General features: G+C 42.4%; 10 protein-coding genes and 1 pseudogene. 6 read left to right on the top strand and 5 right to left on the bottom strand.

The genetic code is table 11. The features are described 5' to 3' along the window. Positions 1-264 precede the first annotated feature (264 nt). Positions 265-1,569, bottom strand: coding sequence for a CCA tRNA nucleotidyltransferase (locus HWQ40_RS22975; protein ID WP_292782235.1), 1,305 nt, complete (start codon positions 1,567-1,569; stop codon positions 265-267). 86 nt (positions 1,570-1,655) lie between these two features. Here HWQ40_RS22975 and HWQ40_RS22970 point away from each other — a divergent pair, with 86 nt between their 5' ends. The 4 genes and pseudogenes from HWQ40_RS22970 to HWQ40_RS22955 all read left to right on the top strand — a co-directional run. After that, positions 1,656-1,904, top strand: a complete 249-nt coding sequence (locus HWQ40_RS22970) for a Ycf34 family protein (RefSeq protein WP_118167283.1) — start codon at positions 1,656-1,658, stop codon at positions 1,902-1,904. Positions 1,905-2,037: 133 nt separating this feature from the next. Next, the gene (locus HWQ40_RS22965; RefSeq protein ID WP_292782232.1) at positions 2,038-2,676 is read left to right on the top strand and encodes a 6-aminohexanoate hydrolase; all 639 of its coding nucleotides are present in this window, start codon (positions 2,038-2,040) and stop codon (positions 2,674-2,676) included. Positions 2,677-2,820: 144 nt separating this feature from the next. After that, a complete protein-coding gene (tsaB, locus tag HWQ40_RS22960) occupies positions 2,821-3,480 on the top strand; it encodes a tRNA (adenosine(37)-N6)-threonylcarbamoyltransferase complex dimerization subunit type 1 TsaB (RefSeq protein WP_292782229.1) in 660 nt (219 codons plus the stop codon). 318 nt (positions 3,481-3,798) lie between these two features. Further along, a pseudogene (locus tag HWQ40_RS22955) lies at positions 3,799-3,921 on the top strand (transposase); the annotation flags it as partial. 22 nt (positions 3,922-3,943) lie between these two features. On the opposite strand, the gene HWQ40_RS22950 reads toward HWQ40_RS22955, so the two are convergent. Continuing rightward, a complete protein-coding gene (locus HWQ40_RS22950; RefSeq protein WP_292782227.1) occupies positions 3,944-4,861 on the bottom strand; it encodes an AEC family transporter in 918 nt (305 codons plus the stop codon). 102 nt (positions 4,862-4,963) lie between these two features. On the opposite strand from HWQ40_RS22950, the gene HWQ40_RS22945 reads away from it, so the two are divergent. Then, positions 4,964-5,773, top strand: a complete 810-nt coding sequence (locus HWQ40_RS22945) for a M15 family metallopeptidase (protein ID WP_292782224.1) — start codon at positions 4,964-4,966, stop codon at positions 5,771-5,773. Positions 5,774-5,820: 47 nt separating this feature from the next. Here the strand turns inward: HWQ40_RS22945 and HWQ40_RS22940 are convergent, their stop codons facing one another. Further along, positions 5,821-6,870, bottom strand: coding sequence for a serine hydrolase (locus tag HWQ40_RS22940; RefSeq protein WP_292782221.1), 1,050 nt, complete (start codon positions 6,868-6,870; stop codon positions 5,821-5,823). Between the two features lie 119 nt (positions 6,871-6,989). After that, the gene (gene mrdA, locus HWQ40_RS22935; RefSeq protein WP_292782219.1) at positions 6,990-8,837 is read right to left on the bottom strand and encodes a penicillin-binding protein 2; all 1,848 of its coding nucleotides are present in this window, start codon (positions 8,835-8,837) and stop codon (positions 6,990-6,992) included. Positions 8,838-9,132: 295 nt separating this feature from the next. On the opposite strand from mrdA, the gene HWQ40_RS22930 reads away from it, so the two are divergent. Continuing rightward, complete coding sequence (locus HWQ40_RS22930) at positions 9,133-10,260, top strand: ABC transporter ATP-binding protein (RefSeq protein ID WP_292782217.1); 1,128 nt, start codon at positions 9,133-9,135, stop codon at positions 10,258-10,260. A gap of 219 nt (positions 10,261-10,479) precedes the next feature. Here the strand turns inward: HWQ40_RS22930 and HWQ40_RS22925 are convergent, their stop codons facing one another. After that, the gene (locus tag HWQ40_RS22925; RefSeq protein ID WP_292782215.1) at positions 10,480-12,369 is read right to left on the bottom strand and encodes a PAS domain S-box protein; all 1,890 of its coding nucleotides are present in this window, start codon (positions 12,367-12,369) and stop codon (positions 10,480-10,482) included. Position 12,370: the final 1 nt, after the last annotated feature.

The following is a 12,370-nucleotide window of genomic DNA, read 5'->3' as shown; positions in this document are numbered from 1 at the left end:
ATCAATAGGTTAGTGTATACTTCATTCTGTTATCCATCGGCGCTAAATTTTAGGAAATAACATAGCAAAGCAGTCATAATATCAAGCAAATAGTAGCATAAATGATGTATGTAATTGCAAGGATTGACTATAAAGATCGGTATTTTCTAGTAAGTAGGGGATACTTAAAGTACTTGAAGTTGCAGATTTACCAGCCTTAGCCAGGAGTGCTAAAATTGCGTAGGCATCGCCTTTGTTACATTACCATAAATTAATTAAGTATATTTAACCATCAATTAACTGACGTGCATAAGCGATCGCCTCTGTTGGTGTTGAAAGTTTCCCCTCAGCTTGTGCTACGCCAATTTCTGTTAACAGTTGACCGATGACTGGCGAAGCTGGAATATCTAATGCTATAATCAACTCCTTCCCGCTTACTAGTGGAGTGGGATGAGCGATCGCATCATCAGGGTTGAGGTAGCGGTTGATCAAAGGTGCTAAGACTTGGTAGCTCATTGCCTTAGTTTCCACTGCTGTGTGTAGTGGCTTGTCACCAGATATTGCCTCTACCAAATTATTAATTGCTACAGCTAGCACTGCCGTAGCGGGGAACACAATATCTGCGTCATGAAACAAAAAGTATTGTTCCCGCAAGGACATATCAACTACTTGAAATTGCGGTAACAGTTTCAGAGCAGTAGTTACACCTCGGATTTCGGCACGACTATAAGTTAGTTCCTGTAGCTCTATTTCTGCTAATACTGGATTTGGGTTGACAAGACAAGCAAGTTTGGCAATACCTAGCCAAGTAGTTTTAATACTATCGCGGACATATTCTTGCAGTTGTATCCCTAGTTGTTGCCACTTTTGTGTGAGTAAGGCGGCGGCTGTGTCAACTGCTGCTAGTTTGAGCAAGCTTTCACGGGTGGCATTTTTGAAGAAAAGGGCAAGTAAACCATCTTCCCAAGCCTTTGTAATCCAAGGAGTACCCTGAGAATTGCTGAGTAGATAGCCAATTTCTACCCTAACTCTTTCGGCTGCAACTTTGCCAAGATGTGATGCCAAAGAACGAATTGCGGCTTGGGTAACTGGCTCAATAGTAAAACCTAGTTGGGCGGCTTGGCGATAACCTCGCATTAACCGCAAAGGATCATCTTCTAGGTTCGCGGATGATACCATTCGCAAAATGCCCTGTTGTAAGTCTACATAACCTTGCAGAGGATCGATAATTTCTTGCGTATGGGGATTATAAGCGATCGCATTTACTGTAAAGTCTCGTCTGTGCAAATCAACTTCTAAACTATCTCCTTCCTGTTGGGCAAAGTCAGCTGTAGCGTGGGGAAAAACCACACGCGCAATTTGTCGTTTTGCATCGAGTAACACAAAACCAGCTTTGTAATGATGAGCGATCGCTCTCGCTACCTTTACCGCCTTGGATGGTATAACAAAATCTAGATCCAGATATTCGCGAGTTCTGCCAAGGATTGCATCTCGGACAGCGCCACCTACCATGTAAGCGGGTTGTGGCAGAAATTCCAAACTAAAAGGCCAATTTTCGGGAGCTAGGGTAGAAGGAATTGATTCATGCATTGTAATAAAAATCAACCCAGCAACTCATGAATAACAGTTGGGCTTAAGTTAGATTAACAATAAAGGCCCCTGGAGTTGGTTCTATTATGTGTATTTGCGTGAATTGCCACTATGTAGACAGCTGTGTTACCTATCATGCCGTAGAAGGGCAGCACCAACAGCCTCACTTGACTGAAACACCAAATTTTGATCCAAATGAACCTTCTATCAATGTCAACATTCGGACTAAAGATGATGTAATTGAAATGGAATGGGATGTTGTTGGTTGTCTGAGCTTTAAGCGGGAAACAGGTAAGTGGTCGAAGTTGCGTCCTGGTGAATTAGTGCCGACTTGATAGAAAATGAACAAGAGTGGCAGTACTTAGAACGATGGGCGGCAAGAGAATTTTTAAGCGTCCCATAACTAACAAAAGTTATTGTCACTCAAGTAATCGCAGAAGATAAAAAAGCCAGCCAAGACAAAACAGCATGATCAACGCACAGCGACTAGAGCATGTAGAAGATGAACTCGAAACTGTTAAGCGATTGCTAGTGTCTACTGCTAGCTACGGAGAATCAGCAAGCAGGCGGCTTAATGAGTTGACCATAAAACAAGACCTTACCCAATCTCACCTTGATGAGTTGACTATAAAACAAGACCTTACCCAATCTCACCTTGACCAGATAGGGGGCAAGGTTGACCAGTTGACCATAAAACAAGACCGTAGCCAATCTCACCTTGATGAGTTGACTATAAAACAAGACCGTACCCAATTTCACCTTGACCAGTTGACCATAAAACAAGACCGTACCCAATCTTACCTTGATCAACTAGGGGCACGTCTTGACCAGGTAGGGGGAAAAGTTAACCAACTTTCTGATAAGATTGATAGTTTTATCACTCACACGCAACGCCTATTTACAAAGACAGGCAGTGAGATAGAGGAAACAAAGGCACGAACTGAGCGATTAGAAGCACTCATGCTAAAGCTTGACCGAAACTTTGAGGAACAAAAATCTCAGTTTCAGGAGTTTCAACTCACCACGGGTGCTGCCTTGGACCGAATTGACCGAGTTTTGGACTATCTATTGAGACAGCAAGGCGGTAATCCAAATCCCCCATCCTAGTTGCGATCGCACAGAGGAAGTAAACAGTATTGGCTCTCACAAACCTTGGAACAAGACCGTTTGACTGATTTCAATTAAGGAGCACTATGTTATATGCTGGAATAAGTCACATTAACTCTATAAAAATAGATATTTTAAGTAACTTTGACAACGGAACAAGAACACCTTGTAATAAATAAATATGCCTTAGCACTACACACTACAACTCCCGAATTGGGTTTGGTAATTAGTAATTTTACAGGCGAAACTCGCTCTCAAGTTTGGAATTTGGGGCGTGATTTATCTAGCTTAGTGCATCAATATTTAATTGAATTTCTCAAACCGCAAACTTGGGCAGATTTGTCCTTTATCGCAGTTGCAAGAGGTCCTGGCGGCTTTACGGGAACTCGGATTGGTGTTGTTACTGCTCGTACTTTAGGGCAACAGTTAGATATTCCTGTATTTGCGATTTCAACTTTGGCTGCGGTAGCTTGGTCAGAAGTAGGCAAAAGTCAAAATTTAAAAACTTGTGCTGTGGAAATGCCAGCACAACGAGGTCAAATTTTCGCTGCTATTTATCAGTTTGAGCCAGATACTTCTAAACTAAAAGTGTGTTTGTCAGATAGAGTGTTGACACCAGAAGTATGGCAGCAAACTTTAGCGAATTGGAACACTAATTATCAGCTGATTCAAGCTCAATCTGATCTAGCAGTGACAGTGACAAGTATTTTGGAACTAGCTAATCTCGATTGGCAAGAGGGCAAATTTCCTAATTGGTCAGAGGCTTTACCATATTATGGGCAGCATCCAGTACAGGATGCATAGCCATCATGAACGTGGAAAAGCCACGAAAAACCTAACCCCCTAGAACACCGATTCATTAATAAAACACAAGACTGATAAACCCTGTTTTAACCTCTTTTACAACCAAATTTTCCTTGTTGCAACCCAGCGAAACCTAGTGTTTTCGTCATGATTCTGAATACGGAATCGGTGTTCTAGTAAATACATAAAAATTACTGCTTTCCCAAGTATTAATATTTTTCTTGACTTCTAGTAACTAAAGCAGGAAGAAGCATCTTTATCTTTTGAAGCGCACGAGTTTTACGCAAAACCTGTCATTTGTTTACAAAAATACATGAACAAGGTTCTGTCGGCTGGTATTTTGGTTTCAAATTACACCTAATTATTAACGTTCTGGGTGAAAGAATCGCCTTCAAATTGACAGCAGCCTATGTCGATGACCATACTCCTGTTCCAGATATATTTTACCAATGATGGCATTGTTCTAAAATAGCCACAGCCAAATAGGGAGAGTAACCAGCAATACTATAGCTCCAGCAGCTAAGGCAGTTACTGCCAGATCGCGATCGAGATTGAATGTCTCAGCAATTACCAGTGTGGCGAAAGCTGGAGGCATGGCCATTTGTAGCACGATTATCTTTGCTATCGGCCCAGTTAATCCAAACAGTGGTAAGATGCTGCCCAATATCAAGGGAACTAGCAGCATTTTGATTCCCAAGCTCATCCCTGCTTGTGGTAGGCTACCCCAAGATTTGAGCAGCGCCAGTCGCATTCCAATTAACACCAAAGATAAAGCTACACTACTCCAAGCAAATTTCTCCAGGTAAAATTCTGCGATTGTGGGAATTGTCACCTGCCGAAACAGCAAGCCAAATCCGAAACCCCACAGGGCAGGATTAATTAAAATCGCCCTAGTAATCTGCCAATGATTCTGGACACCGCCACCAAAACTAGCTGCTAGCAACACACCCAGGGCATAAGTTCCTGGGAATGAACCTAGCAAATCGTAAAATAACGCCCAAGCAAAGTATTCCTTGCCTAGCATTGCTAAGGTGATGGGAAAGCCAAAATAACCTGTATTACCCAACATTGCGGCTAATATCAAGCTAGCCTGAGTTGGTGCTTGGGGGACAGTATTTCTAAAATAGGCTTGTGCTTTAATCCCTAACCAAGCTAAAAATGCTCCTAGTAAAATAGCTAGGTAAGCAATCGCAGGTGCAATCCAAATTTGTCCTGATAAACTAGATTGACGCAAAAACGATACTATGCTTATGGGTACTCCCACCCAAAAAAGAAACAGTCCCAAACGTGTAGGAACTGTCACAGGTAGTTTGCGTCCCAGAATAAAACCTACCAGGACTAATCCTCCCAGCTTGACGTATAGTTCTAAAAGGTTTGTCAAGATTGCGCCTAAGAACCACAGATGTAAAATGCTACCTGTTACGTTTACTTTTGTCCAGTGCAAAATCTGTTATGGCTATTCCACAAAAACAGGAGTTTACCCTTGAATAAGGCAGGGTTTTCTGGAAAACCGCAAAACTCATCGAATGATCTTGGTGATGATATTCCAGTGGCTGTACGCGATACCCCTGATGCAACACCTAAAATTTGGTTGCAAACCCGAATTGTGCTGATTGGGGGAGTAATGGGATTTGTTCTGCTGGCTTTAGTTAGCGGTTTTTTGTTTTTCGTCACTGCACCCAAAAAAACCGCCGATTCTCAACTTTTACCAGCTACTTCTACTCCTACAACTCCAAATCCGACAGCATCTAATAATTCCAGCGATACTGTGTTAGGGCATTTTCCATACCCAGAAGCCCCTGAATCAGAACTAGTAACCATCTCCGCAAATAGGGGCATTAGAATGCGAAAAGCTGCTGCCCAAAAGTTTGAGGAGATGGTAGCAGCAGCCCGGAGTGCAGGTGTAATTTTAGTACCAATTTCTGGCTTTCGCTCAGTCAAAGACCAAGAGCAGTTGTTTTTTGCTGTCGGTGCCCAGCGAAATCAAACGCCAGCAGAACGAGCCGCCCTCAGCGCTCCTCCTGGTCATAGCGAACATCACACAGGTTATGCTGTGGATGTTGGAGACGGAGCAGTACCAGCAACTAATCTCCAAACTAACTTTGATAATACCAAAGCTTATCGGTGGCTGCAAGCAAATGCAGCGCGTTTTGGCTTTGAAATGTCTTTTCCCAAAGATAATGCTCAAGGTGTGAGTTATGAGCCGTGGCACTGGCGTTTTGTAGGCGATCGCAATAGCTTGGAAATGTTTTACAAAGCCAGAAACTTGAAACCCGCTAAGATATCACGATAAAAGACAACAGACAGGAGTCAGGAGTAATTGGTTTTACCCCTCTCTCCCTACTTTTTCTCCCCTAGTGGTGGCTGAAGCACTAGTTCTGTAAGGGCTGGACAGTAGTATTCAGCAATTTTCTTAGCGATCGCATCTGGTCGAGAAATTTTATCTAGATTGCAAAGTAAAATCACGGTAATTTTGTCATCAATAAAGCGGGTAATGTTACTTGCAAATCCTAATATCGAACCATTATGACCAACTACTTGGCGATCGCCATAATTCAATACCCACCAACCTAATCCTGCAACGTATCTTAACTTTTCCCAATCATCGCCCTGATTTGGAAAATGAGGAGTCCACATCAAATCAAGGGTTGATTGTTTTAACAGATTTGCACCACAAAGCGCCTGTTCCCACTTCACCATATCTTCCACACTGGAAAGTTGACCTCCAGCAGAATAGGTAACAGAAGGACTGTAGTAAGGTTTGTTAACGAGTTTGCTGTTTGTCAACCGATAGCCAGCAGACCGGCGTGGCACTATGTCACTGGGATTATTCATCACGGTTGCATTCATTCCCAAAGGAGCAAAAATGCGCTCTTGCAACAAATCTCCATAAGATTGTCCAGTTACCTTTTCTAGGATCAAACCCAGTAGATAGTAGCCTGTGTTGTCATAGGCGCTAAACTCACCCGATTGGAACTTGAGGGGTAGGTGAGTAACTAGAGCCAAAATTTCAGATTTCGATAAATTAAGATGGGTAATTTCCCAGTAGTTTGGGGCATCGGTATAGCTGGGAATTCCAGACTGATGAGACAAAATATGCCCAATTGTGACATTTTGCCATGTTATGGGTAGATGATCGAGATAGTCTGCGATCGCATCTTCTAACGAAATTATCCCTTGTTCCACCAGCATCATTATGGCTGTAGCTGTGAAAGTTTTACCAACAGATGCAATTTCATAAACTGTATGTTCAGTAGCTGGAACAGAGTGTTCAATATTCGCCAGTCCATAGCCTTTAACTAAAACGGGTTCACCTTCCTGCACCACTGCAACAGAAAGTCCAGGAATCTGGTTTTGAGTCATTGCGGCTCGAATATAGTCGTCAATCATAATTGACCTGTCTCATTAAATACGATCAGTTTGTAGTAAGCACAAAGCGTGCTTAAAAATCCAGGACTAAAGTCCTTACTACGAACTTATTCACCCCTTGTAACTCATGGGACAGACCACTAGTCTCCAGTACCATGTCCTGAACTCTGAGTTTTAGCTTCTGATGGGTCAGGCTGAGGTTTTTTATACTTACCTGGATACTTATGCTGAAAATAAGCTTCTAGTACTTGTAAAACCATCGGCCCGCAAATAGTACCGCCATGTTCGCCAGTATTTTCACCAAAGGCCACAACCACAATTTCTGGCTTATTACTGGGCGCATAAGCACCAAACCAAGTATGATTTGGGCGACCAACACCAGCTTCAGCTGTGCCACTCTTCCCAGACGCTGGGGCAATTGTCGGCACGTCCAAGCGCTTACCAGTGCCTTCACTTACCACCTTCCGCAGTCCGTCGCGGAGAACTTTGATAGTTGTCGGCTTCATATTTAAGGATTCTCGCCAACTTTTTGCTTCTTCGTTATCTTTAAGCAAATGCGGCTGAACTCGATACCCACCATTAGCAGGGACAGAAAACATAATCGCCGATTGCAGAGGTGTCACTTGCAAAGCGCCTTGACCAATTGACATATTAATGGTGTCGCCAACAGTCCAAGGTATTTTCCAAGTTTTTTGCTTCCATGTTTCATCTGGAACCAAGCCTACTGATTCTTCATCACGAAATTCAATACCAGTTCTTTGACCAAACCCGTATTTGCGACTCCATTTAATTAAAGTTGGGCCGCCGACTTTTCTACCAACTTGATAGAAGAAAGTATCACTACTCATAGCGATCGCTCTGGGAAATCCCAATGGCCCGAATCCAGCGTGGTTCCACTCACCAAATGTCACGCCACCTACGGTAAGAGAACCAAAGGTCTGTAATATTGTATCAGGAGAAAATTCACCTGATTCCAGTCCGGCTGTCGTGGTGACAATTTTAAAAGTACTGGCGGGTGGAAAGGCACTCAGGGCACGATTAACCAAGGGATGATCTTTACCTTGGACACTTTCCCAATCTTTCTGGGAGAGTTTTTGTTTAGAGAAGATATTCGGGTCAAAGGTGGGGTAAGATACCAACGCGAAAACAGCACCATTATTTGGATCGAGTGCTGCGATCGCACCTCGGTGATTTCCCAAAGCTTTTTCGGCTGCCTTTTGCACATCCAAATCTATGGTTAGGTGCAAATCATTACCAGCTTTTGCCTGTTTCTCTCCTATAACCCGGATTGGTCTACCTGCACCATCCACTTCCACTTGCTGACCGCCCCATTCGCCCCGTAGAGCTTTCTCATAAGCTTTTTCCACGCCCATCTGACCGATTACATCTCCCAGTCGGTAGCCTTGCTCCTTCTTGCCCTTCAACTGGTCGGCGGTCAACTCTCGTGTATAACCTAGTACGTGCGCTAATTCCTTGCCGTGGGGATAATAACGTACAGAATCTGTATTGATTTCCACTTCTGGAAGTTCATTTTTATACTCCTTTAATGCCGTGATTTCTGCTTCATTTAAATCGCGAGCAACCCGGATGAGTGAAGAAGAATTAGCACCTGCTTGTTCTAATTTCTTTTCCATCTCATCTTGGGGAATGTTGAGAATTTGCGCTAGACGCGGGCCGACTACAGACCAGGAAGGCTTAGTATGTGCCATTGGCCACAAATATACTGAGCTAGGATAGCGAGTGCTGGCTAAAAGTTTGCCATTCCGGTCAAAAATATTGCCCCGTTCTGGTTGTTTGGGAATCATCCGAATTCGGTTTGCTTCAGCTCGTTCCCGGAGTTTTGGCCCTTCAACTATTTGCAAGTAAGCCAAACGAGCCTCAATCCCAGTGGTCATTAATAGGGTAAATACGATTAAAAATATTGATTGGAAACCACGTCCAACTGTACGTGTATCTTTTTTGCTGCCAAGTGATGGGAATAAAGACATAAGTATCAATTCAAAATTCAAAATGAATAAACGCAATTCCAGCCAGGCTTTTAGCAATTGCTAATATGCAATTTTAAGGTTTGTTAACTTAATCGCAGAATCTCTAAGTAGTAAGATGGGTATATAAATTTACCATAATGTTATTCTCGTTACTGGGTATGAAAGAATCGGGCGAGTATATTCTTGAACAATTGTTTTTGGCGGATACAATAAACCAAAGTGTCAAATATAGTCTGCCCAAAAGACTAGAGCAATTGACAAAATAACGTAATATCACGGCATTCTACTGAGGATTATGGCTCAAATTGTCATGCAAAATCAGAGGGGGATAACAAGTTTTCAGCCACTTGATGTTGAACTGCGTAACGTCTTCAAGTTTTTTAACCAAGAACCAGCAGTAAATGGAATTGACTTGGATGTCAGACAAGGAGAATTTTTTAGTATTTTAGGCCCCTCCGGTTGTGGTAAAACAACAACATTGCGCTTAATTGCTGGGTTTGAAATTGCTGACGCTGGCAAGGTGTTTATTCAGGGTCAGTCCATGACTAATGTGCCCCCTTACCGCCGACCCGTCAATACTGTATTTCAAAGTTACGCTCTATTTAACCACCTGAATGTCTGGAATAACATCGCTTTTGGACTGCGGTTAAAAAAAATACCCAAATCGAAAATTGAAGCTAGAGTCCAAGAGGCTTTAAAACTCGTGAAAATGGAAAGTTTGCGATCGCGCTTTCCCAATCAACTTTCTGGTGGTCAACAGCAGCGAGTCGCTTTAGCAAGGGCTTTAGTCAACCATCCCACTGTCGTCCTACTGGATGAACCTTTAGGGGCGTTAGATTTAAAACTACGTAAGGAAATGCAGGTTGAGTTATCAAATTTACACAAAGACTTGGGGTTAACCTTTGTGATGGTGACACATGACCAAGAAGAAGCATTGTCTTTGAGCGATCGCATTGCCGTGATGAATCAAGGCAAAATTGAACAAGTTGGCACTCCCAGCCAAATTTACGAACGTCCCTGTACATCCTTTGTTGCTGATTTTATTGGTGATACTAATTTATTCAGTGGTGAAATCGTCGCGGTAGACTCCTCTAATATTAAAATTTCAACAAAAATAGGACTCTCAATTGTTATTAGCCGCGCTGAAGATACACCAACTGAATTATCACAAGCTGTAGTAGTGAGTGTGCGTCCAGAAAAAATACAGCTTTCGCTTTATCCACCTAATTTGCCAGCTAACTGCTTTGAAGGACGGCTTGTCAACGTTATGTATTTGGGCACACATATTAATTATGTTGTGGAATTAACAAATGGCGTTAGCATTAATGTGTTGCAACCTAATACTTTTGGCATTTTACCAGACCGCGACACACCTATTTACGCCTGGTGGGCAGAAACTGATTGTTTAGCTATTAGTCAATAGTCAATGATCGTACAAAGCAGTGGCAAACCAGTACCGCAAGGCGGAAGTCAAAAGTCAAAATAATTGTATTCCGAGCTTCTTGCACCATTTGAAATGGTATGTTTATTTGCGCCGTGCTGTACTAGTACAACTTCGTGGTTAAAAAGTAAAAAGATAATTCTGATAAATAAGTTTAGAGGCTGACAACCATTCTTTATTTTCTGTTTTTGCCTTGTTCGGTCAATGCTGAATTGGAATTGTAATTACAAACTCTGTTCCTGCTGCTGGTGTTGAATGACATTCCAGTTTGCCACCATGTGTTTCTGTGATGATTTGATAACTGATAAACATTCCCATACCTGTTCCCTTACCTACAGGTTTGTTGGTGAAAAACGGATTAAAAACTTGTTTTTGAATCTGTTCTGACATACCTATTCCATTATCAGCGATCGCAATTTTTACCCAACCGGAATCGATCACTGAGGTACGAATGGCGATTGTGGGAGTTAACAAACCAGATGTTAAATTATCTATTCTTAATTGTGCATTCTCGATTGTCCATTCTTCTAAAGCATCAATGGCATTTGCTAATATATTCATAAACACCTGATTGAGTTGTCCGCCATAGCATTCCACTAAAGGTAATGTGCCGTAGTCTTTGATGACTTGAATGGCTGGAAGCTTTGTTGTTTCTTGGAAGCGATGTTGCAATACCATTAAGGTACTATCGATGCTTTCGTGAATATCCACTGCTTTAAACTCGGCTTCATCTATGCGTGAGAAGGTTCGTAACGACAGCACAATCTGACGGATGCGCTGAGTGCCAACTTTCATCGAACTCAATATTCTTGGTACATCTTTCTGGATGTACTCTAGGTCAATTTCCTCACACAAAGCCTGAAATTCCAACTTATTACCAGACTCTTGCTGCTGATGGTAAATTATTCGCAACAGGTCTTGAGTATATTCTTCAAGATGGCTGAGATTACCGTGAATAAAATTAACGGGGTTATTGATTTCGTGAGCAACTCCAGCCACAAGTTGACCCAGGCTGGACATTTTTTCTGCTTGAATCATTTGTGCTTGAGTTTGTCTGAGTTCTTGAAGAGTTTGTGCTAAATTTTCTGTTTGTTGTCGCAGTTGGTCTTCCATCTGTTTGCGCTCATTAATATCCCTGGCGACACAAACAACAGTGTTTTCGCTCATGCTGGCAATATTCGCCTCAAACCAAACCTCTCGGTCGCCTATAGGCAAGCTATATTCTACCTTCACAGTTTTTTTAGTTAAGAATGCTTGTTGAATAGAGTTAAGAAAATAGTCGGCACAAGCAGAGGGTAAAACCTCATGTATTTTTCTGCCCAGCAATTCCGCAGGAGGTTGGTAGAGTAAGGGCGCACCACTAGGAGCGATTTTGAGGTATCTTCCTTCGGCATCCAAGACAAGAATCACATCCTGCATAGCATTGAACAAGGCGAGTAATTCTGCTTGCGAGGCTTTAATTAATTCTTCAGCTTGTTTGCGACTGCTGATATCGCTAATAGCGCCATGAAGACCAATAATTTCACCGTCTGAGTCGAAAATTGGCGAAGCTACTGACCTCATCCAGCACCAATTTCCATCCTTTTGTCGGTGGCGAAATTCTATTGCGATCCGCTGCCCCTTGGTTTCCACCATTTCTTGGATTTTTCTCTGAGCTAGAGGGAAATCATCAGGATGAAGCAGGGGAGCAAAGGGTTGACCAAGTAGGTCTGAAGGTTCCCATCCTAAAACATTTTTATACTGTGGTGAGACATAAGTAAAAAGACCTTGCACTGACATGGAAAAAATCAGATCGCTGATATTTTCCACGAGTTGGCGATACTTAGCTTCACTCTCAGCCAAAGCAGTTGCTGCCGCTTGGTAATGCTGTCCGCGAATTTTCTTTGCTGATTCCACAAAGGCAGAATTATCTTGCAATTTCGACTGTAATTCTATCAGTCGTAAATCCTGTGGAACTTCATCAGTAACTAATTCCTGTTCGGCTAACAGCGTAGTTGAATAAAGGTCTTGCAAAGCTCCTAGCTGTTGCAGCAATTGGGCATTTTGCTGACGTAAAAGCGATATCTCTTCATTAATTTTGTTAGTACACATG

The organism is Nostoc sp. NMS9, assembly GCF_017114995.1.
Classification (GTDB): Bacteria; Cyanobacteriota; Cyanobacteriia; order Cyanobacteriales; family Nostocaceae; genus Nostoc.
The sequence above is the reverse complement of the archived record's forward strand: the minus strand, read 5'-3'. Positions and strand labels throughout refer to the sequence as shown.

What these genes read in the sequence shown, in the direction of transcription:
- HWQ40_RS22975 (WP_292782235.1), bottom strand. Translation starts at nt 1,569, where the DNA reads ATGCATGAATCAATTCCTTCTACCCTAGCTCCCGAAAATTGGCCTTTT.
- HWQ40_RS22940 (WP_292782221.1), bottom strand. Translation starts at nt 6,870, where the DNA reads ATGATTGACGACTATATTCGAGCCGCAATGACTCAAAACCAGATTCCT.
- HWQ40_RS22925 (WP_292782215.1), bottom strand. Translation starts at nt 12,369, where the DNA reads ATGTGTACTAACAAAATTAATGAAGAGATATCGCTTTTACGTCAGCAA.
- HWQ40_RS22965 (WP_292782232.1), top strand. Translation starts at nt 2,038, where the DNA reads ATGATCAACGCACAGCGACTAGAGCATGTAGAAGATGAACTCGAAACT.
- HWQ40_RS22930 (WP_292782217.1), top strand. Translation starts at nt 9,133, where the DNA reads ATGGCTCAAATTGTCATGCAAAATCAGAGGGGGATAACAAGTTTTCAG.
- mrdA (WP_292782219.1), bottom strand. Translation starts at nt 8,837, where the DNA reads ATGTCTTTATTCCCATCACTTGGCAGCAAAAAAGATACACGTACAGTT.
- HWQ40_RS22970 (WP_118167283.1), top strand. Translation starts at nt 1,656, where the DNA reads ATGTGTATTTGCGTGAATTGCCACTATGTAGACAGCTGTGTTACCTAT.